This is a genomic window from Klebsiella sp. JB_Kp031 (assembly GCF_040064295.1).
In the GTDB taxonomy this organism is placed as follows: Bacteria; Pseudomonadota; Gammaproteobacteria; order Enterobacterales; family Enterobacteriaceae; genus Klebsiella; species Klebsiella quasipneumoniae.
Map to the genome: position 1 here is coordinate 275,055 of NZ_JBEAJW010000042.1, position 20,211 is coordinate 295,265.

Consider the following 20,211-nt stretch of genomic DNA (forward strand, 5'->3'; position numbering starts at 1 on the left):
TGCTTGCGCTATTTTTTGCTTTTTTAAGTTTATGATAATTGTTTTCATTATCATTCTTTTTTTGCTGTGATTTAATCCTCTCCGCTCAGGCTATTTACCATTAATTTCCCTGGTTCATTAAGGATGCGTTCATGAAATCTCGCTTATCGCCCCTCTGTACGGCAGCGCTGGTTGCCGCTTCTCTGTTTCTGGCGCCGCAGGGGATGGCGGCTGACGGTCAGGACGGGATTGTGGTCTACAACGCCCAACACGAAAATCTGGTGAAGTCGTGGGTGGATGGATTTACGAAAGAGACCGGTATTAAAGTCACGCTGCGCAATGGCGATGACAGCGAGCTGGGTAATCAGCTGGTTCAGGAAGGCGCCGCGTCGCCAGCCGATGTGTTTCTGACCGAGAACTCACCGTCGATGGTGCTGGTTGATAACGCCAAACTTTTTGCCCCGCTGGATGCGGCCACCCTGCAGCAGGTTCCGGCACAATATCGCCCTCAGCACGGTCGCTGGATTGGCATCGCCGCGCGTAGCACTGTGTTCGTCTATAACCCGGCAAAAATCAGCGAGGCGCAGCTGCCGCACTCGCTGATGGATCTGGCAAAACCGGAGTGGAAGGGCCGCTGGGCGGCTTCGCCATCGGGGGCTGATTTCCAGGCTATCGTCAGCGCGATGCTGGCGCTGAAGGGTGAGCGGGCGACCCTCGACTGGCTGAAGGCGATGAAAACCAACTTTGTCGCCTATAAAGGCAACAGCACGGTGATGAAAGCGGTCAACGCCGGGCAGATCGACGGCGGAGTGATCTACCATTACTATCGCTTCGTTGACCAGTCAAAAACCGGCGAGAACAGCAAAAATACCCAACTGTATTACTTCAAACACCAGGATCCGGGGGCCTTCGTCAGCATTTCCGGCGGCGGCGTGCTGGCCTCCAGCAAACATAAAGCACAGGCGCAGGCCTTTATTAAATGGATCACCGGTAAGCAGGGACAGGATGCGCTGCGCACCAATAACGCCTTCGAATATGCGGTGGGGGTAGACGCGGCCTCTAACCCGAAACTGACCCCGCTGAAAGATCTGGATGCCCCGAAGGTGGAACCTTCCTCGCTGAACAGTAAAAAGGTCATTGAACTGATGACGCAGGCTGGCCTGCTCTGATCCTGAGGAAGTGATGTTGCTATGTCTGTTCTGAGTCTGTCGCTCGGAAAGAAAACAGGACGCCTGCCTGAGCGCAGGCGTCCTGCATTTCCGATGGTTGCCTTAGCGCTCCTGTTTTCATTGCTGGCGCTGTTGCCGTTAGGGTTTGTGGTGGCGGTCGGATTCGATACCGGCTGGCCGACAATCAAAGCGCTGGTCTTTCGCCCGCGGGTAGGCGAACTGCTCAGCAATACCCTGTGGCTGACGGTGCTGACTGTCCCCATCAGCATTGTGCTTGGCGTGACGCTGGCCTGGCTGACGGAACGTACCGCGCTTGCCGGGCGGCAGCTGTGGTCGGCGCTGGCGGTGGCCCCGCTGGCCATTCCGGCCTTTGTCCAGAGCTACGCCTGGATCAGCGCTGTGCCCTCGCTGCATGGCCTGGGCGCTGGGGTGTTTCTCTCGGTGCTGGCCTACTATCCGTTTATCTATATGCCGGTGGCGGCCGTGCTGCGCCGACTCGATCCCACCCTTGAGGATGTCGCCGCGTCGCTGGGCACGCCGCCGTGGAAAGTGTTTTTCCGGGTGGTGCTTCCGCAGCTGCGGCTGGCCGTCTGCGGCGGTGCGCTGCTGGTGGCCCTGCATCTGCTGGCGGAATATGGTCTGTATGTGATGATCCGCTTCGATACTTTCACTACCGCCATTTACGATCAGTTCCAGTCGACCTTCAGCGGTCCGGCCGCCAATATGCTGGCGGGCGTGCTGGCTCTGTGCTGTCTGGCGATCCTGCTGCTGGAGAGCGCTTCGCGTGGTAAAGCGCGCTATGCGCGTATCGGCGCCGGGGCGGCGCGCGAGCAGAAGCGCCTGGTGCTGGGTAAAGGGGCCGCCTTCGGCGCGCAGCTGCTGCTTCTGCTGCTGGTGCTGCTGGCGATGGGGGTGCCGTTGCTGGTCCTGGGGCGCTGGCTGTGGCTGGGCGGTATCGATAACTGGCTACATGCCGATCTGTGGCATTCCCTGCGCCAGACTCTGTTGCTGGGGGCGGGCGGGGCGCTGCTGACGACGGTCTGCGCGATCCCCATCGCCTGGCTCGGCGTGCGCTATCCGCGTCCGCTGTTCCGCCTGCTGGAGGGGTGTAATTACATCACCAGCTCGCTGCCCGGCATTGTGACCGCGCTGGCGCTGGTCACCGTCACCATCCACTATGCCCGTCCGGTGTACCAGACCGAAGTGACGCTGTTTCTGGCCTATTTGTTAATGTTTATGCCGCGGGCGCTGATTAACCTGCGCGCCGGTATCGCCCAGGCGCCGGTGGAGCTGGAAAACGTCGCCCGCAGTCTCGGACGCAGCCCGGCCCGCGCCCTGTGGAGTATCACCATGCGACTTGCCGCCCCGGGGGCGGCCGCCAGCGCCGCGCTGGTGTTCCTTGGCGTCAGCAATGAGCTTACCGCCACGCTGCTGCTCTCGCCGTTAGGCACCCGCACGTTGTCGACCGGCTTCTGGGCGTTAACCAGCGAGATCGACTACGTGGCGGCGGCGCCCTACGCGCTGTTGATGATCATCATTTCGCTGCCGCTGACGGCGGTTCTCTATATGCAGTCGAAAAAAATGGCAGGGTTGTAACATGCTGGAATTGTCTTCTGTTTCGAAATCCTTCGCCGATGCGCAGGTCCTCGATAATATTCATCTTCAGGTGGCTCCGGGTAGCCGGACGGCAATTGTGGGTCCGTCGGGTTCGGGAAAAACCACGCTGCTGCGCATCCTTGCCGGTTTCGAAACGCCCGACAGCGGACGCATCGTGATGCACGGCGCGCCTCTGTTTGCCGAGGGCGTGTTTGTTCCTGCCCACCAGCGACGGATCGGCTACGTTCCGCAGGAGGGGGCGCTATTTCCTCACCTCAATGTCGCGGATAATATCGCCTGGGGGCTGGACGCCAGCCGCGAGGAAAAACGTCGCCGGGTGGGCTCGCTGATGGAGATGGTCGCCCTTGACCATAGCCTGGCGCGCCACTGGCCGCATGAGATCTCCGGCGGCCAGCAGCAGCGTGTGGCCCTGGCTCGCGCCCTGGCCCAGCAGCCGGCGCTGATGCTGCTCGATGAGCCCTTTTCTGCCCTGGACACCGGACTGCGCGCCAGCACACGCAAAGCGACCGCCGATCTGCTGGCGGAGACCGGCATCGCCTCGATTCTGGTGACTCATGACCAGACCGAAGCGCTGTCGTTCGCCACACAGGTGGCGGTGATGCGCCAGGGACGTTTCGCCCAGGTGGGTACCCCGCTGACGGTTTACTCGCAGCCGGTGGACGAAGAGACGGCGCTGTTTCTCGGCGATGCCCTGATCCTCCCCGCACGGCTGAGCCCCGGGCGGGCCAGCTGCGCGCTGGGCGACCTGGCGACAGACGCAGCGCATCCTGCTGGTGAAGGTAAGGTGATGTTGCGTCCGGAGCAACTGAGCGTCAGCGTGAGCGGACCACAGGAAAGTACCGCCACCATCCGCGATGTTGATTTCTCCGGCCAGCTCTCCACGCTGACGCTGTCGATGTCCGGGCACGATCGGCCGATTGTCCTGCGAACCGTAAGCCAGCCGGCGTGGCAGCCCGGCGCGACGGTGCGACTGACGGTCAGCGGCAAGGCGCGCGTGTTCAGCGGCTAATCTCTGAGCAGGCGCCGCCGGATAACGGTGGCGCCGCACGGAAAGCTAATCAGCTGACGGATTTAGCCGATAGTATCCGCGCCACTGACCTCGTCGCCATGGAGTGGTAGTACGTTGGAACAATTCCGCGAGGTCAGTCTACCTCACCGCCGTTTGTCGGCGCGTCGCTTTTTCATTCGTCCCGCTGCGCTTAACTGCTATCCTGTCCCGCGATCGGCCCTGCTGTTACCGTGAGACATCGTTATGCCTGAATGCCATACTCCTGCGAATCGCTCCATTCCATCCGCTTTGGCGCGGGGTACGTTGCTGCCTGCGCTGCTGGTCATCGTCGCCGTCGCTGTCGGCTGTGCGCTGGTGTCGCCGCCGATCGGCACGTGGCGTGAGATCCTGGCCAACCCCGGGCTCTATATCGATTTGCTGGCGCTGTTGTTTCTGGTGTTTATGCTGTGGAGCTCAGCAAAGGTGCGGATGAGCCATATCGCCGTCAACTGGGTGCGCTATGGGCTGCTGCTGTGGATTGCTGGCGGCACGTTCGATGTGATGGATGAGATAGTGGTTCAGCCGCGCTGGATGGGGTATTACTGCGAAGATCTGCTGCGCCTCTCCGGGATGCTGCTGACCGTGGTGGGCGTCTACAAAATTATTGAGCGCATCAACCTATTGTACGTTGATGCGCGCTCGCAATCACTGAAGGACGAGCTCACTCAGTTGCCCAATCGCCGTTTTTTCATCGATACCATTCGCGAAAAGTCCGGGCATGCGCTGGGGCTCATGATTCTGGATATCGATTTTTTCAAGAAAATCAATGATACCTGGGGCCACCTGGTGGGGGATGAAGTGTTATTTTCCCTGGGGAAACAGCTGGCGAAACTGACCAGCGAGCAGGTCCTGCCGGCGCGTATTGGTGGGGAAGAGTTTGCCATTATCGTCGATGGCCTGTCGGAGCCTGAACTGCACGCCCTGGCGCAGTCGATCCTCGACAATGCCCGCACCATCCTGATCAATCATCAGGCGCCGCTGTCGATCAGCATTGGCGTGGGAACCTGGCGGCCGGGTGAAGCGCAGGAGACGTTTATCCGCAAAGTCGACGAGGCACTGTACAAGGCCAAGCACAACGGGCGTGGGCGCGTGGAGTGGGCGTAATATTCCGACACGGCAGGTTAGGTCTGCTGCGTGCTGCGGCAGTGTCGCCGATACTCTGACGGCGAACGCTCGGTGTAGCGTTTGAAGACCCGGCAAAAATAGTTGCTGTCGACAAAGCCGCAGTTATGGGCGATCTCTTTCACCTTCAGGTCGTAGCCGCGCAGCAGCTGTTTTGCCTTTTCCAGACGCACCCGGGTCAGATATTCGTTAAATCCCACCGAGCCTGATTTCTGAAAAATATGCGAAAGATAGTTGGGCGTGATGTGAAAACGTCTGGCCACCGATTCCCGCGTCAGCGGCAGGCTAAGATTTTCCTCGAGGTAGTCCTGAACGGCGAGAAACAGATCCCGGCTGCGACTGACGCGCATTTCCAGCCCAACCAGCTGTTCGCGACAGTGACTCAGCAGCGCGGCGACCACCAACCGCGCGGTCAGCGGATCGGGCTGCAGGCTGACTTCGTTCAGGCTCAGCAACAGGTAAGAGCCCACGCGCGGTCCAAGGCGGGCAACGCTTTGCTTTTCCGTGTGCAGGCTTTTCCCGTCCCAGCGCTGAATACTGAACCCCAGCTTCTGTCGACCAAACAGAATACTCAGGGTGGTGGCCGGGCCGGTCCACTGCGGCAGCGTCCATTTTCCCGCCTGCACGTACAGCACCTGTAAAGTGGTTAACGTCGAGGCGGCCAGTGGCAGTCCCTGTTCACTGAGCTGGCCCTCCAGCACTATTTCCAGACGCGGAAACGGCACGTTGAGGGCGAGGGCAGGGACGGAGATATCCGGCTCAGGAAATCTCACCTGTAAATGATCTTTTTGACTGATTAACCGATGCAGAATATCTGGCAGATCTTCAATCATTCTTTGCCCTCAGCATGCGCATTATCCTGTTGATGGTAATCTATTTTTTATCCCCAGACAGCGTTTGTTTCGTCAATTTGCGCAGCGAATTCCCTGCCAGGCGCCGCGCATGCATCGCCGGAGAGGCGATTGTTGATGCCCATCACACTTCGGTGGCTCGCGTACGTATGTCCAGTTTTTCGTAGCGCTCGCCTCCTGTCATGCCGCGGATGGACCAGTAGAGTTTGTTTGTGTTATCGGAACGTTAAAAAGGAACGCAAAATGAACTCACCATCGGCTAGTTTTCTCGATGCGTTAGGCGCCAGTCAGGCGCTTAGTGCGCAAATGAAACATGAACTCGACACCCTCGGCTACACCGTCGTGCATAACGTCGTTGACGCCCAGTGGCTGAGCGAAATGCGCCGGCTAATTGATACCCTGGTTGAGCGTGAAGGCGACAATCTGGCGATGGAACACCATCAGGAAGCGACTGCGACGCGGATCGCCAACCTGGTGAATAAGGGGGTTATCTGGGAGAAAGTCTGGTCCCACCCGCTGATCCTCTCCGCCTGCCGCTATATCTTCAACGGTGATTTTAAAGTCTCCAGCCTTAATGCGCGTGAGGCGCTGTATAACGGCGGTCACCAGCCGCTGCACGCCGACTGGAAAAAGCCGCGCCCGGATTTTCCCAAAGTCCACCTGGTGAATACCATCTGGGCAATAGACGATTTAAGCGCCGCTAACGGCGCGCCGCGGATTATCCCTGGAACCCACCTGCGGCCGGAGTTGCCGGAAGAAGTCTTGGACGACCCGGAACAGGCCCACCCAGACGAGATTGTGTTTGCTGCGCCGGCCGGCAGCGTGATGATCTACAACGCCCACGCCTGGCACGGCGGTACCCGTAATCGTGAGGGTAGCCGACGACGCGTGCTGCATGGGTTATATATCGATCGCGCGGATACGCCGCAGCAGGACCAGCGGCGCTGGCTGACGCCGGAAACGGCAAGCCGCCTGACGCCAGCGCAAAAGTGGCTGCTGGATGTAGAGTAAGACTCGTCGCCGGTCAGGGAAGTTCTACATAGACGACCGGCTTTTTCATGATGCTTTTCACGGCCTCGACGATCTGCTGCGGCTGCAGCAGGAAGCTCTTGATGCTGGTTTTAATCGTCCGCAGGCCGCTAAAGCGCTGGGCGTCGTCAATTTCGATATCCGTCACCAGCAGCACCACTTCGGCGCGGGCGATATCTTCTGCGGTAATGCGATTTTCAACGCCGAGCGCGCCCTGGGTTTCCACCTTCAGGTGCCATTTTTCATGATGACCGACCTTTTCCAGCCGTTCGGCAGCCATATAGGTGTGCGCCACCCCGCTGACGCAGGCGGTGACGGCGACAATATTGAAGTCCATAACATCCTCCTGGCGTTAACCGCCGATAGTGACGTGGAATCCGGCCGCTTCGGCCATTATCCGATAAGGTTGAATGTCCGCTTCGCCAGGCGCTTTCACGCTGGCCAGCGCCCAGGGTTTGCCCAGCAGACGGTATTTTGGCTCGCCATATTGATGAAACGGCAACAGGTGCATTTCTTTTAGCGCGAACGGCGCGAGAAACGCCAGTATCTGGCGAAAATTATCCACGCTCATGGTGTAACCCGGGATCAGCGGCACCCGCGGGATCAGATTGATGTTTCTTGTCGCCAGCTGGCGAAAATTGTCCAGTACCCGCGGCTGATTCATTCGCAGCAGCGACCGCGCCAGCTCAGGATCCATGATTTTAAAATCAAACAGCACTTCGTCGCTGGATTCAGCCACCGGCAGCAAACGGTCAAAGGCGCCGTCGCCGGCGGTCTCGATGGCGGTGCGGATCCCCCACTGGCGCAGGCACTGAAGAAAACGGGCGGCAAACCCGGCCTGCATGAGCACCTCCCCGCCGGAGAGGGTGACACCGCCGCCGGAGGCGCGGAAGAAGACTTCATCTTTGAGCACCTCCTGAAGGAGGTTCTCCAGCGTCACGTCGCGACCGATCTGCTCCCATGCCCCGGAGGGACACTCGGCGACGTCCTGCAGACAGCGGGCGCAGCCCAGACATTTGCTCTGCCGGCGCAGGGTCTGGATCTTCGGCGACATTGACTCCGGGTTGGCGCACCACGGGCAGGTGTGGGGGCAGCCTTTGAAAAAGACCACCGTGCGGATCCCCTGGCCATCGTTGAGCGAGTAGCGCTGCAGGTTAAAAATACGCGCCCGATCGGCGCGCGTCTCCATCACCTCACAGCTGATGCGCGGTGCGGCGGATGATGTCATCCTGAATCTCCTTCGACAGCTCAACAAAGAAGGCGCTGTAGCCCGCGACGCGCACCACCAGGCCGGCAAAGTCCTGCGGCCGCTGCTGCGCTTCACGCAGGGTGTCGGCATTGACCACGTTAAACTGAATATGCTGCAGCTTGAGCTTGCAGAAAGCCTGTAAAAAGTCTGCCAGCTTGTTCAGCCCGCCGTCGCCGGCCAGCGTTGCCGGGGTGAATTTGACGTTAAGCAGCGTACCGTTCGACAGTAGATAGTTATCCAGCTTGCTGACCGATTTCAGCACCGCCGTCGGCCCCTGAGCATCCTGGCCGACCATCGGCGACAGGCCGCCGTCCGCCAGTTGTTCGCCGGCCAGCCGCCCGTCCGGGGTAGCCCCCACCACCGAGCCCAGCGGCACATGCGCCGAGACGGTATAGGAGCCGGGAGTAAAATGGCCGCCGCGCGGGTTCAGGTACTGCTCCACCTCTTTGCAGTAAAAGCGCAGCAGATCGGCGCTAATATTATCGACTTCGTCGATGTCGTTACCGTACTTCTCAAAACGGTTAATCAACCGGGCGCGGATCTTTTCTCCCTCCGGCGTGCGGAAGTTGGCTTTCAGGACCGCCATCAGTTGGTCAAAACTGAGACGCTGCTGATCGAAAACCATCCCCTTCAGGGCGTGCAGTGAATCGCTCAGGTTGGCGATCCCGATGCCCTGGACGCCGGAAAAGTTATAGCGCGCGCCGCCGGCGGTGATATCTTTGCCGTGCCGGACGCAATCTTCAATGAACGAGGAGAGCAGGGGGACCGGCGCCCAGTCGCGATGGCCGATATCGCAGATATTGCTGCCCTCGACCATCAGCTTGATGTAATAACGAATTTTGTCACGGATCTGACTGATAAGTCCTTCCCAGCTGACCTCCGGTTGCCCTTCATTTTCCTGCAGGACCAGTTCCATAACCTTCAGCAAGTTGAACATGGCGATATCATGCAGGCCGTAGGTGCGGCCAGGGATCGACAACTCGACGCAGCCGACCACCGCGTAGTCGCGGGCGTCTTCCAGCGACACGCCGCGATTGAGGAAGGCGGGGACCACCACCTCGTCGTTGAAAATCTGTGGAATGCCGGTGCCCAGGCGGATGGTTTCAGCGGTTTTACGCAGGAACGGGCGGTCAATCAGCTCGTTGACCCGCACGCCAAGATTCGGCTGCGGCAATTGCACGTTCTGATAGGCATCGAGGCATAAAAACGACAGCGCGTTGACCGCGCTGCGTCCGGTTTCCGTCAGTCCGCCGAGCAGAGCTGTGTAGCCGGTGGGAAAACCAGCGAAATAGCGCGCGCTGCTCGAGGAGCGCAGCAGCACGATATCGTTGCATTTCACCCACAGCGACTCCAGGAGCTCCCTGAGATACGCCGGATCCTGACCCTGATTCAGCGACGCCTGATAAAACGGCAGCATATACTGATCAAAACGCCCCAGTGAAATTGAGCTGGCGTTGGATTCGTACTGCAGAATGATGTTCATATACCAGAACAGCTGGCAGGCCTGGGGGAAGTCCGTTGGCCGGTGCTCCGCGTTGTGGCGCGAAATAGCGGCGATGGTTAACAGCTCCTGCTGACGCTGCGGGTCCTGACAGTGCCCAGCCATCTCCTCGGCCAGCGCGGCGTAGCGCAGAATATGGCGCCGGGAGGCTTCCAGCAGGATCAGCACCGCCTGATAAAAGTGGTTCCCGGGTTGCTGCTCGCAGTGGGCTTTTAGCTCCGCCACCAGCGCCCCGAGGCCATGATTGAGCAGACGCGGATAGTCGATGATGATATGGCCCTGGCCCTTATCGGTCTGGTTCACGCTGAATATCTGGGTGCTGACGGCGGCCTTGACCTCGTCGGTCATCTGGCCGTTGATAAAATCCTTCATTGAGCGCTTTTCCCAGTAGGGGAACAGCGTTTCGCGGTATATTTGCTTATCTTCTTCGCTTATCGCGAAGCGGTCCTGCGGCCGGGTCGGAAAGGCGTCGAGTTCGTTGAGCAGCCAGTAGGGATCCATCTCCGGCGACATAATGCCTGCCCGCGGTTTGATGGTCCGGTTGCCGGCAATCAGTTCATCATCACGAATCGAAATGTCTACCTTATCGAGGATCCAGGCGGTGGCCTTCGCCCGGCGAATAATCACCGGTTCGCCCTCCGTTTGCTGATGACTGGCGGTATACAGCAGAGCGCGCTCCAGGGAGATTTCGCGCGGCTGGGCGAACAGGCTGGCTTTCAGGCGTTGAGTACGATTCGTCATGACAAACTCCATGTGGTGGCGAAGGGCGCGAGGGCGCCCCTTGTAAGGCTTCAGGTACGCTGAGAAAGATGGCTGTCTATCTTGTTCATGATGGCGTCGGCGCGCTTGACCGCATCGCTGATATTGACGCGCACGATAGTTTTCCCGGCAAAACGCTCTTCGAATTTGATACCGATATCTTTGGTCAGGATGACCATATCGGCGGCGGCGATCTCTTCGGCGGTCAGTTCGTTTTCAATGCCGATTGAGCCCTGGGTTTCGACTTTAACCTGCCAGCCTTTGGCTTTGGCGGCGCTTTCCAGCGACTCGGCGGCCATGTAGGTGTGAGCCACGCCCGACGGGCAGGCGGTGACAGCGATAATGTGGGTCATAATCTGTTCCTTCCAGTCTGTTAGTTAATTTCGAAATCAAGATCTAATTCGTCGTCGGCTTTAGCGTCAGACGATTTCTTTTTAGCCAGCGCTTTCAGCACAATGACGCAGGCGGCGCTGACGCAGGCACCGACCAACAGCGCGGCGATAAAGCCAAGTTTGCCCTGGACCACCGGCAGCACGATGAGCCCGCCCCAGCCGGCGTAACACTGGGCCCCCAACAGCGCCGCGGTGACGCAGCCGCTGGCAGCGCCAATCATATTGGCCGGAATAACGCGCAGCGGGTCGGCAGCGGCAAAGGGAATCGCCCCTTCAGTGACCCCGACGCAGCCCATCACCAGCGCCGCTTTGCCGGTTTCCCGCTCTTCGGCGGTGAAATATTTACGGCCGATCAGCGTCGCCAACCCCATCCCCAGCGGCGGCACGGCGATGCCGACGGCGGCGATAGCCACCACGCTGTAGATCCCCTGCGAGACGCAGATCAACATGAAGGCGTAGGCCACTTTGTTCACCGGGCCGCCCATATCAAAGGCCAGCATCAGGCCCATAATGATGGCCAGCACCACGATGCTGCCTTCACGCATACCCTGCAGCCAGCCGGTCAGGTTAGCGGTTAGCGCGCCCACCGGTTCGCCGAGCCCCCACATCATGATCCCGGCGGTAATAAAGGTGCCGATGATGGGAATAATGAAAATCGGCATCACCGAGCGCAGCACCTTGTGGACCGGTATTTTTTTCAGGTAGTAGACCACCAGGCCGCCGATCATGCCGGCGATCAGCGCGCCGAAGAAGCCGGCGCCGAAGCTGTTGCCCACCCAGGCGCCGATGGCGCAGGGCGCCAGCGCGGCGCGGTCGGCGATGGAGTACCCGATGTAGGCGGCGAGAAAAGGGACCATCAGCGTCAGCCCGGCGACGCCGATGTCAAACAGCTTCTTCAGGTTGGGATCGGTGGCGGCATCGGGAACTGCGCCTTTGCCATACAACATGACGGACACCGCCAGCAGGATCCCACCGGAGACCACAAAGGGGATCATGTGTGACACGCCGGTCATCAGATGCTGGCGGGTATTTTTTAGTATTTGCACCAGTTCGTTCATTGTTTGCTCCTGAGCGCTGTAGGGCCCGTGACAGTATTGATGGCTCAACATTAGAAAAAGGGCGCCGCATAAAACAGTAGAGAAAAAGTGCATTTACTGGACATTTGTAATGTTAGAAAGGAATTGCGATCCACCTCAAATCTTAATGATGGCAGGAAGGATGAGCGCTAAATGGATGGAATTGTGATGGCGGGCATAAAAAAGTATCGTGTGTACAATAGTCCAGTAATTGCCAGTTTTATCACCTAGTCCCCGGCCCCTTCATTCATTACCTTTTGGGTAAATAATGGATTGCTCAGGAGGAAGGCGATGGCTCTGGTCATTGAGTTTACATGTGATTTGCCAAACGGCGTGCATGCGCGTCCGGCCAGTCTGGTCGAAACGCTGTGTAACCGTTTTTCATCGGCGATTGAGTGGCGCAATCTGCGCCGCGAGACCAGCGGAAATGCCAAGAGCGCGCTGGCGATCATCGGCAGCAATACCCTGAAGGGCGACGCCTGCCAGCTGGTCATTCACGGCGAAGATGAAGCTGAGGCATTCGCCGCGTTAACGGCCTTTATGCGCGATGAGTTTCCTCACTGTGACGCGCCGCTGCCCGCTGCGCATACGCTGGAGATCCAGCCGGTGCCAGAGTCGCTTTCACGGCTGAACCCGACGCTGTTTCATGCCCATCCGGTGTGCGCCGGCAGCGCGGGGGGCAGGCTAATACACCTGAAATCCCGCGATCTGCATGCGCTGGGGGAACTGCCGGGCGCCGTCGCTCCCGAACAGGAGCAGGCGGCGCTGGATAATGGCCTGCGCCTGCTGGTAAAAGACATTGAGCTGCGGCTGCTGGACAATGACGGTACCGCCAGCGCAATCCTCGATGCCCACCGCTCGCTGGCGACGGATGCCTCGCTGCGCCAGCACCTGCTCGACGGCATTCTTACCGGCCTCAGCTGCGCGCAGGCGATTGTCGCCACCAGCGACCACTTCTGCGCACGGTTCCGCGACTCCGGCAACACTTATCTACAGGAGCGGGTGCTCGATGTGCGCGATGTCTGCTTCCAGCTGTTGCAACATATCTATGGCGAAGCCCGCTTTCCGCCCCCGGGCCAGCTGCGGGAGGCCACCATTTGCCTTGCCGACGAGCTGACCCCCAGCCAGTTTCTCGAACTGGATAAAGCGCATCTCAAAGGGCTGCTGCTGCGCGGCGGCGGCACCACGTCGCACACCGTGATCCTCGCCCGCTCGTTCAATATTCCGACCCTGGTGGGGGTTGACCTCGACGCACTGTTGCCGTGGGAGGGTACCCAGGTGCAGATCGACGGCACCGCCGGACTGCTGGTGGTGGATCCGAGTCCGGCGGTGGCGCGCTACTATCAGCAGGAGGGGTGGGTTCAGGCGCAGATCCAGCAACAGCAGCAGGTATGGCTGGATAAGCCAGGGCAGACGGAAGACGGTATCCGCGTCGAGATCGCGGCGAACATCGCCCATTCGGTAGAGGCGGTGGCGGCATTCAACAATGGTGCGCAGTCGGTTGGCCTGTTCCGCACAGAGATGCTGTATATGGACCGGCCCGGCGCGCCATCGGAAGATGAGCTTTACAACATCTTCTGTCAGGCGCTGGAGCCTGCCGCCGGGCGCAGCATTATTGTGCGGACTATGGATATCGGCGGTGATAAGCCGGTGGCCTATCTCAACATTCCTGCGGAAAATAACCCCTTCCTCGGCTACCGCGCGGTGCGCATCTATGAAGAGTACCAGGCGCTGTTTCATACTCAGCTGCGGGCGATTCTACGTGCCTCGGCGCACGGCGCGCTGAAGATCATGATCCCGATGATTTCCTCCATGGAAGAGATCCTGTGGGTGAAAGAGCGGCTGGCGGAGGCCAAACAGTCGCTGCGCGTTGAACAGATCCCGTTTGATGAAAAAATCCCGCTGGGCATCATGCTGGAGGTGCCGTCGGTGATGTTCATCATCGATCAGTGCTGCGAAGAGGTGGACTTCTTTAGCATCGGCAGCAATGACTTAACGCAGTATCTGCTGGCGGTCGACCGCGATAACGCGAAAGTGACGCGCCATTACAACAGTCTCAACCCGGCCTTCCTGCGTGCGCTGGACTATGCCGTGCAGGCGGCGCACCGGCAGGGGAAATGGATCGGCTTGTGCGGCGAGCTGGGGGCCAAAGGTTCGGTGCTGCCGCTGCTGGTCGGTCTCGGTCTGGATGAACTGAGTATGAGCGCGCCGGCGATCCCGGCGACCAAAGCACGTCTGGCGCAGCTGGACAGCCGCGCCTGCCGTCAGCTGCTGAATCAGGCGATGCAGTGCCGTACCTCGCTGGAGGTGGAGCATCTGCTGGCCCAGTTCCGTATGCGCCAGCAGGAGGTGCCGCTGGTGAGCGCCGAGTGCATTACGCTCAACAGCGACTGGCGTAGTAAGGAAGAAGTGCTGAAGGGGATGACGGATAACCTGCTGCTGGCCGGTCGCTGCCGCTACCCACGCAAGCTGGAGGCTGACCTGTGGGCCCGTGAGGCGGTGTTCTCCACCGGGCTTGGCTTTAGCTTCGCCATACCGCACAGTAAATCCGAGCATATTGAGCAGTCGACCATCAGCGTCGCCCGGCTGGCGCAGCCGGTGATGTGGGGCGATGAAGAGGCGCAGTTTGTGATTATGCTGACGCTGAATAAGCACTCGGCGGGCGACCAGCATATGCGCATCTTCTCGCGCCTGGCGCGACGCATTATGCATGCGGAGTTCCGTCAAGCTCTGGTCTCCGCGCAGAGCCGCGAAGATATCGCGCAACTGCTGCGCCGCGAGCTGGAGCTATGATCGGTTTTCCGGCCAGCGGCGCTGGCCGGAGAGCGAGCTATAAATCCAGCACTAACCGGCCGCCTTTGGCGCGCGAGCAGCAGATCAGCATACTCTGTTGGCTGGCTTTCTCTTCCTCGCTGTAATACTGATCGCGGTGGTCCGCTTCCCCTTCCAGAATCATCGTTTCGCAGGTGCCGCAGACCCCTTCGCGGCACAGACATTCCACCTTCGCCGCTTTGTTATTCTCAATAACCTGCAAAATGGTCATGTCCTGCGGTACGGTAAATTCGCGGCCGGAACGCGCCAGCACCAGGGTAAACGCCTCTCCGCCTTTATCCTCAACGATAAACTGCTCAAAGTGCAGCTGACTGGCGGGCACCTGATGGCGTTCGGCGGCGGCTTTCACCGCCTCGTTAAGCGCCGCCGGGCCGCAGGTATACACGTGGGTTCCGGGCTCGAGGTCGGCGAACAGGCGCGGCAGGTCGAGACGGCTGCCGAGCGCTGATACATGAATATTGACCCGATCGCGCCACGGCGCGGCGCTGAGCGCATCGACGAAAGCATTATTGTCGGCGTCGTGGAAACAGTAGTGCAGCTGCCAGTCGGCCTGCTGTTGTTCCAGTTCCGGAATATGCGACAAGAATGGCGTAATGCCGATACCGCCGGCGATCAGCAGATGTTTTCGCGCCTGTGGTTCGATGGCGAACAGGTTGTTGGGCGTGGACACCGTCAGGGTATCGCCCGGGCGCACCTGCTGGTGCATAAAGCGCGAGCCGCCTTTGGAAGGCGACTCAAGACGCACCGCAATCTGCCAGCTGGTGGTATCCAGCGGCGAGCTCATCAGCGAATAAGCATTGCTGTAGCGCTGCTCGCCATCCTGCATCTGGACGATAATATGGCTACCGCCGCTGAATCCCGGCAGCGGGGCGCCGGTCGGCGACACCAGCGTAAAACGCTTCACCTGGGCGGTGATCTGTTCAACATCGCGAACGATCGTCTCAAACATTTGATAATCAGACATCGCTGAACTCCATCAAAAATCCCGGCGTGGCCAGAGCCGCCGCCGGGAGAATACATTTATAACCCCTGGCAGAGATACTTCATCTCCAGGTAATCTTCGATTCCGTGTTCCGAGCCTTCGCGGCCAAGACCCGACTGTTTCACCCCGCCAAATGGCGCGACTTCGTTGGAAATCAGTCCGGTATTGATGCCGACCATGCCGTATTCCAGCTGCTCGGAGACGCGCCAGATACGGGCGGCATCGTTGCTGTAAAAATAGGAGGCGAGACCGTAGATGGTGTTATTCGCCTGCTCGATGACCTGCTGCTCATCGTCAAATTTCACCAGCGCCGCCACCGGGCCGAAAATCTCTTCCTGCAGCAGCAGTGACCCCGGTTGTACGTCGCCGATCACCGTAGGGGTGAAAAAATTACCGCCCAGTGGGTGCGCTTTACCGCCGGTTAACAGCGTGGCGCCGCGGCTCAGGGCGTCGTCGAGCAGGGACTGGACTTTGCGCCCGGCGTCGGCGTTGATCAGCGGGCCAATCTGGACATCGGACTCGCTGCCATCGCCCACTTTCAGGGCGGCGACGCGGGCGACGAATTTATCGCAGAATTGGTCGTAGACGGCGCGATGAATATAGAAGCGATTGACGCAGACGCAGGTTTGCCCGGCGTTGCGGAACTTGGCGATCAGCGCTCCCTCGACCGCTTTATCGATATCGGCGTCATCAAAGACGATAAACGGCGCGTTACCCCCGAGCTCTAAAGAGAGCTTTTTGATGGATTCCGCGCACTGGCGCATCAGCACGCGGCCAACTTCGGTCGAGCCGGTAAAGGAGAGCTTACGCACCCGTTCATCGCCGGTGAACACCGCGCCAATCTCACGCGACTGTCCGGTGACAACGTTAATAACGCCCTGCGGGATCCCGGCCTGATTCGCCAGTTCCGCCATCGCCAGCGCGGTAAACGGCGTTTCGTTGGCGGGCTTTATCACCATCGTACAACCCGCGGCCAGCGCCGGGCCGGCCTTACGGGTGATCATCGCCGCCGGGAAGTTCCACGGGGTGATCGCCGCGCAGACCCCCACTCCCTGGCGGATCACCATCAGGCGTTTATCGGCGCCGGGGGAGGGGATTATCTCGCCGTTGGCACGTTTCCCTTGTTCGGCAAACCACTCGATAAATGAGGCGGCATAGGCGATTTCGCCTTCCGCTTCCGCCAGCGGCTTGCCCTGCTCGGCGGTCATTATCTGCGCCAGCGCGGTCTTGTTTTCGAGGATCAGGCGGTGCCAGTTCTTCAATAACGCGGCGCGCTGGGCGGCGGTAAGCGCGCGCCATGCCGGCAGCGCGGCAGCGGCAGCATCCACCGCCTGCTGCGCTTCCGCCCGACCCATATTGGGGATCTGGCCGAGCGTCGCGCCGGTGGAAGGGTTGCTGACGGCAAGCGTCGTGCCGTCGGCGGCGTCGCGCCAGCTTCCGGCAATCAGCGCCTGCTGGCGAAACAGATCTGAGTGAAACACGGACATAGCCAACTCCTTCAACGATTACGGCTGGAACACCTGGGCCACCAGATTGTGGAAATGCGCGATACCGTGCTCGGAGATACCGCTGCCGCTGTTATCCGCCATAATGCGCCCCTGGCCGCGATAGCCGCGGGACTTCAGCCCCTTCTGCACGCTTTCCACCAGGCGTAAATCTTCCGGGCGGAACACGTCGCGATACCACTCAATCAGCGCTTTCTGATCGTCAGTCAGCTTTTCGTTGGTGAAATAGATGTCGTAATTCTGCAGAGTGGTCTCTTCATCCACCGGGAATTCATAGATCACGGTCATCATGCCCTTGATCGGCGTCACGTTGAACATGGTGCACGGCCACAGCCAGAAACCGTGGAACGCGGCGTCGGTACCTTCTTCGAATTTAAATGACTGCTCGGACGGCTTGGCGAAGCCATACTGCAGCGTCCATTTGCCGTGCATGGTGTGCCAGTAACGGTCAACCTGTACGGAATCCGAGAAGCCCGGGTGCGCCGGGCCGCAGTGGTAACATTCCAGATAGTTATCGACGATATTTTTCCAGTTCGCCGGGGTGAGAGTGGTAAAGCGCGCCGCCAGTTTCAGATCATGCACGTCCGGGCAGGCTTCCAACACTTTGTCCTGCAGGCCCGGCAGCTGCGTTTCCACGCTCTCTGCTTGCGGGTTCATATTGATAAACACAAAGCCGGCATACTCTTCCAGGCGAACCGGCACCAGCTGCGCCTTTTCGCTATCGAAATTCGCCACGTTTTCGCAGTTGCGGGCGTGGGCGAGATTGCCGTCAAGCTTGAAGGCCCAGGCGTGATAGGGGCAGGTAATCACGTTTTTGGCTTTACCTTCACCGCTCAGCAGCTGGTGGCCGCGGTGCGGGCAGACGTTATAGAAAGCGCGCAGAATGTTGTCGCGGCCGCGGACGATAACGATATTTTCGCCAATGATCTCCCGGGTGATGTAGTCGTTCGGCCGGGCGACCTCGCTGCCGTGGGCGACGCAAATCCAGCTATTGGCGAAGATGCGCTCTTTCTCGTGTTCAAACGCCTGGCTGTCGGTATAAAAACGGGCCGGAATGGTCCAGGCATCCTGCGGATTGGCGCAAAAGTTAATCGGCAGAGTAAAGTCAGGGCTCAAATTGCTCATGTAAGGTCACCTTGTGATTATTGTCAGTAAGAGGTTTTACAGCGACTGGCCGTCGCCTTTGAGTACCGTGCCAACCGGTAGCGTCTCGGCTTTAATCATTGGCTCGGGCGTATGGGTTTCTATCTGATTGACCGGCACGTGGGCGTAGTCCTGTTTTAGCCAGCGCACGAAGCCGCCGGTTTTAATCAGTAAAATGGCCAGGAATGGTAGGGCGGTCAGCACCACGGTGGTTTTCATGGTCTCAAGCGAAGCGCCGGTAAACAGAATCGATAGCGGGATGAGGGTAATTACCACGCACCAGAACAGGCGCATGCCGCGATCCGGATCGTCGCCTTCGCGCAGGTTGCGGGTGCTGGTCGCCGCCATGGTGTAGGCCACCGCATCCATATGCGAGGCGAGGAAAACAATCATCACGAACAGATAGGCGGCGAGGAACAGCTTACCTGCCGGCAGCGACATCAGGACCTGCTGGACGGCGGTTTCGCCGCCAAGAGTTTGCATCACCTGCGGTACGTTAATCACGCCGTTAACGAACTGGTGCATGGCGTAGCTTTCCATCACCCCAAAGAAGAACCAGCAGCCGGCGGTGCTACCAAGGAGCAGTCCCCATATCACCTCTTTGATTTTGCGCCCGCGGGAGACGCGGGTGACGAACATCGCCACGCCCGGGGTATAGGAGATCCACCACAGCCAGTAGAAGACGGTCCAGTTGCGGGTAAAGGCGCCGTCGCCGAGGGGATCGGTAAACAGGCTCATCTGCAGGAAGTTCTGAGTCGTCAGGCCGACGGCGTTAATGATGTTATTGGTGATGAATTCGGTTGGGCCAACCAGTAATACCACCAACGGCAGCAGAAATGCCCCCCAGCCGACCATTTTGCTCAGGCGCTGCAGGCCGTTGTTGATGCCAATCCACGAACTCATGCAGAAAATACCGCCGGAGAGCAGGATCACAAACGCCTGCACGGTGAAGTTATCCGGCAGCCCGGTCAGCGCTGACAGGCCGCGGGTGAAGGTGGCGGCAGTGACCACCAGCGAAATGGTTAACGCGCCGACGGTAGCGATCAGGAACATCAGATCGACCAGACGGCCCCAGAAGCCCTGCGGACTCACTCCGGTGATCGCTGAAATGATCCCGGAGAGGCTGAGGCCTTTATTTTTCCGCACGTGGAAGTGATAGGCCATGATCAGCGAGGCGAGAGTGTAGGTCGCCCAGGCGCTAACCCCCCAGTGGAAGAAAGAATAAGGGATGCTGTATTCCAGCGCTTTCGGCGATTGCGGGGCAATGTTCAGGCCCGGGGTCTGGTAGTAATAAGCCCATTCGGCGACGCCCCAGTACAGCGTGGAGGAGCCGAGCCCGGCGCAGATAAACATAAACAGCCATGAGAGGGTACTGTATTCGACTTTACCTTCGCCGAGACGGATATTGCCGTATTTGCTGGTCGCCAGATAGAGCACCAGTCCCAGCGCCAGCAGCACCAGTACCTGTACCGTGGAACCCAGCAGGCGGGTCACGCCGTTAAAAATCGAATCAGCCGCCTGCGCGGTTTGCTGCGGGAAGAGACTTAATGTAGCGGCGATGAAAACAATGGCCGCCAGGCTGATGGCAATCAGCGGCACATCTTTTTTCTTTACGTTGCTCAACATGGGTGATCTCCTGGGCATGATTGCCCGTCGGTGGCTTTAGCCTGTCGTTGTTATCACGCTGTAGGGTCAAGGTTCGTAGCAAAAGCTATTAACAATCGGATTATTTCTTCGTTACATGAATTAAACAATTGGCCGTTTCGTGAAGCAATAAAACACGGAACGGAAATAATAAAAGGTGAATTGGCGCAGGTTCTGTCTTTTCAGGAATTAATAAAGTTTGACGCTGTGATGCGGTCCACTTGTCAATCGTGGGGGATTCTGCATAGCGAAAAGAGAGGGAAGTTGGCGCAGGTCTTCCCGGGTAGCGGCTGCGCCTTACCCGGGCTACGGT

General features: G+C 59.2%; 16 protein-coding genes. 6 read left to right on the top strand and 10 right to left on the bottom strand.

All coding sequences use genetic code 11. From position 1 onward, the window contains the following. Nucleotides 1–131 precede the first annotated feature (131 nt). The 4 genes from ABLV64_RS24295 (at nucleotide 132) to ABLV64_RS24310 (ending at nucleotide 4,917) form a co-directional block, all read left to right on the top strand. Nucleotides 132–1,148: an iron ABC transporter substrate-binding protein gene (locus ABLV64_RS24295; RefSeq protein ID WP_348843075.1), complete on the top strand. Its 1,017-nt coding sequence runs from the start codon at nucleotides 132–134 to the stop codon at nucleotides 1,146–1,148. 21 nt (nucleotides 1,149–1,169) lie between these two features. Next, on the top strand, nucleotides 1,170–2,744 hold the full coding sequence (locus tag ABLV64_RS24300) for an iron ABC transporter permease (RefSeq protein WP_181961087.1): 1,575 nt from the start codon (nucleotides 1,170–1,172) through the stop codon (nucleotides 2,742–2,744). Nucleotide 2,745: 1 nt separating this feature from the next. Then, a complete protein-coding gene (locus tag ABLV64_RS24305; protein WP_064178128.1) occupies nucleotides 2,746–3,774 on the top strand; it encodes an ABC transporter ATP-binding protein in 1,029 nt (342 codons plus the stop codon). Between the two features lie 243 nt (nucleotides 3,775–4,017). Further along, nucleotides 4,018–4,917 (top strand): GGDEF domain-containing protein, encoded by a 900-nt coding sequence (locus ABLV64_RS24310; protein ID WP_017899473.1) that lies wholly within the window; start codon nucleotides 4,018–4,020, stop codon nucleotides 4,915–4,917. A 17-nt stretch (nucleotides 4,918–4,934) separates the two neighbouring features. On the opposite strand, the gene ABLV64_RS24315 is transcribed toward ABLV64_RS24310, so the two are convergent. Then, the gene (locus tag ABLV64_RS24315) at nucleotides 4,935–5,768 is read right to left on the bottom strand and encodes an AraC family transcriptional regulator (protein ID WP_032455802.1); all 834 of its coding nucleotides are present in this window, start codon (nucleotides 5,766–5,768) and stop codon (nucleotides 4,935–4,937) included. Between the two features lie 261 nt (nucleotides 5,769–6,029). On the opposite strand from ABLV64_RS24315, the gene ABLV64_RS24320 reads away from it, so the two are divergent. Further along, nucleotides 6,030–6,797, top strand: a complete 768-nt coding sequence (locus ABLV64_RS24320) for a phytanoyl-CoA dioxygenase family protein (RefSeq protein WP_017899475.1) — start codon at nucleotides 6,030–6,032, stop codon at nucleotides 6,795–6,797. Nucleotides 6,798–6,810: 13 nt separating this feature from the next. Here the strand turns inward: ABLV64_RS24320 and ABLV64_RS24325 are convergent, their stop codons facing one another. The 5 genes from ABLV64_RS24325 to ABLV64_RS24345 are packed head-to-tail and all read right to left on the bottom strand — an operon-like array spanning nucleotide 6,811 to nucleotide 11,774. Next, nucleotides 6,811–7,152 (bottom strand): PTS fructose-like transporter subunit IIB, encoded by a 342-nt coding sequence (locus tag ABLV64_RS24325; protein ID WP_004201460.1) that lies wholly within the window; start codon nucleotides 7,150–7,152, stop codon nucleotides 6,811–6,813. 15 nt (nucleotides 7,153–7,167) lie between these two features. Then, nucleotides 7,168–8,043 (bottom strand): [formate-C-acetyltransferase]-activating enzyme, encoded by an 876-nt coding sequence (locus ABLV64_RS24330; protein WP_217325006.1) that lies wholly within the window; start codon nucleotides 8,041–8,043, stop codon nucleotides 7,168–7,170. Then, nucleotides 8,009–10,306, bottom strand: a complete 2,298-nt coding sequence (locus tag ABLV64_RS24335) for a formate C-acetyltransferase (protein WP_017899476.1) — start codon at nucleotides 10,304–10,306, stop codon at nucleotides 8,009–8,011. Before ABLV64_RS24335 ends, ABLV64_RS24330 begins: the two co-directional genes overlap by 35 nt. Before the next feature lie 50 nt (nucleotides 10,307–10,356). After that, on the bottom strand, nucleotides 10,357–10,677 hold the full coding sequence (locus ABLV64_RS24340) for a PTS fructose-like transporter subunit IIB (protein ID WP_004201463.1): 321 nt from the start codon (nucleotides 10,675–10,677) through the stop codon (nucleotides 10,357–10,359). Between the two features lie 20 nt (nucleotides 10,678–10,697). Continuing rightward, nucleotides 10,698–11,774 carry a PTS fructose transporter subunit EIIC gene (locus ABLV64_RS24345; protein WP_004201464.1) on the bottom strand — a complete coding sequence of 359 codons (1,077 nt, stop codon included), beginning with the start codon at nucleotides 11,772–11,774 and terminating at the stop codon, nucleotides 10,698–10,700. 309 nt (nucleotides 11,775–12,083) lie between these two features. Between ABLV64_RS24345 and ptsP the strand changes: the two genes are divergently transcribed. After that, nucleotides 12,084–14,585: a phosphoenolpyruvate--protein phosphotransferase gene (ptsP, locus tag ABLV64_RS24350; RefSeq protein ID WP_017899477.1), complete on the top strand. Its 2,502-nt coding sequence runs from the start codon at nucleotides 12,084–12,086 to the stop codon at nucleotides 14,583–14,585. A 37-nt stretch (nucleotides 14,586–14,622) separates the two neighbouring features. On the opposite strand, the gene ABLV64_RS24355 is transcribed toward ptsP, so the two are convergent. Genes ABLV64_RS24355 through ABLV64_RS24370 form a run of 4 tightly spaced genes read right to left on the bottom strand, consistent with a single transcriptional unit; the run spans nucleotide 14,623 to nucleotide 19,880 of the window. After that, the gene (locus ABLV64_RS24355; protein WP_017899478.1) at nucleotides 14,623–15,588 is read right to left on the bottom strand and encodes a PDR/VanB family oxidoreductase; all 966 of its coding nucleotides are present in this window, start codon (nucleotides 15,586–15,588) and stop codon (nucleotides 14,623–14,625) included. A 56-nt stretch (nucleotides 15,589–15,644) separates the two neighbouring features. Beyond that, a complete protein-coding gene (locus ABLV64_RS24360) occupies nucleotides 15,645–17,093 on the bottom strand; it encodes an NAD-dependent succinate-semialdehyde dehydrogenase (RefSeq protein ID WP_004201467.1) in 1,449 nt (482 codons plus the stop codon). 18 nt (nucleotides 17,094–17,111) lie between these two features. Beyond that, on the bottom strand, nucleotides 17,112–18,236 hold the full coding sequence (yeaW, locus tag ABLV64_RS24365) for a carnitine monooxygenase, oxygenase subunit YeaW (protein ID WP_094309339.1): 1,125 nt from the start codon (nucleotides 18,234–18,236) through the stop codon (nucleotides 17,112–17,114). 36 nt (nucleotides 18,237–18,272) lie between these two features. Further along, nucleotides 18,273–19,880, bottom strand: a complete 1,608-nt coding sequence (locus tag ABLV64_RS24370; RefSeq protein WP_004201469.1) for a BCCT family transporter — start codon at nucleotides 19,878–19,880, stop codon at nucleotides 18,273–18,275. Nucleotides 19,881–20,211: the final 331 nt, after the last annotated feature.

Coding starts and splice junctions, on each gene's coding strand:
- ABLV64_RS24325 (WP_004201460.1), bottom strand. CDS start 7,152: ATGGACTTCAATATTGTCGCCGTCACCGCCTGCGTCAGCGGGGTGGCG.
- ptsP (WP_017899477.1), top strand. CDS start 12,084: ATGGCTCTGGTCATTGAGTTTACATGTGATTTGCCAAACGGCGTGCAT.
- ABLV64_RS24370 (WP_004201469.1), bottom strand. CDS start 19,880: ATGTTGAGCAACGTAAAGAAAAAAGATGTGCCGCTGATTGCCATCAGC.
- ABLV64_RS24315 (WP_032455802.1), bottom strand. CDS start 5,768: ATGATTGAAGATCTGCCAGATATTCTGCATCGGTTAATCAGTCAAAAA.
- ABLV64_RS24345 (WP_004201464.1), bottom strand. CDS start 11,774: ATGAACGAACTGGTGCAAATACTAAAAAATACCCGCCAGCATCTGATG.
- ABLV64_RS24355 (WP_017899478.1), bottom strand. CDS start 15,588: ATGTCTGATTATCAAATGTTTGAGACGATCGTTCGCGATGTTGAACAG.
- ABLV64_RS24295 (WP_348843075.1), top strand. CDS start 132: ATGAAATCTCGCTTATCGCCCCTCTGTACGGCAGCGCTGGTTGCCGCT.
- ABLV64_RS24310 (WP_017899473.1), top strand. CDS start 4,018: ATGCCTGAATGCCATACTCCTGCGAATCGCTCCATTCCATCCGCTTTG.
- ABLV64_RS24330 (WP_217325006.1), bottom strand. CDS start 8,043: ATGACATCATCCGCCGCACCGCGCATCAGCTGTGAGGTGATGGAGACG.
- ABLV64_RS24300 (WP_181961087.1), top strand. CDS start 1,170: ATGTCTGTTCTGAGTCTGTCGCTCGGAAAGAAAACAGGACGCCTGCCT.
- ABLV64_RS24305 (WP_064178128.1), top strand. CDS start 2,746: ATGCTGGAATTGTCTTCTGTTTCGAAATCCTTCGCCGATGCGCAGGTC.
- ABLV64_RS24360 (WP_004201467.1), bottom strand. CDS start 17,093: ATGTCCGTGTTTCACTCAGATCTGTTTCGCCAGCAGGCGCTGATTGCC.
- ABLV64_RS24320 (WP_017899475.1), top strand. CDS start 6,030: ATGAACTCACCATCGGCTAGTTTTCTCGATGCGTTAGGCGCCAGTCAG.
- ABLV64_RS24340 (WP_004201463.1), bottom strand. CDS start 10,677: ATGACCCACATTATCGCTGTCACCGCCTGCCCGTCGGGCGTGGCTCAC.
- ABLV64_RS24335 (WP_017899476.1), bottom strand. CDS start 10,306: ATGACGAATCGTACTCAACGCCTGAAAGCCAGCCTGTTCGCCCAGCCG.
- yeaW (WP_094309339.1), bottom strand. CDS start 18,236: ATGAGCAATTTGAGCCCTGACTTTACTCTGCCGATTAACTTTTGCGCC.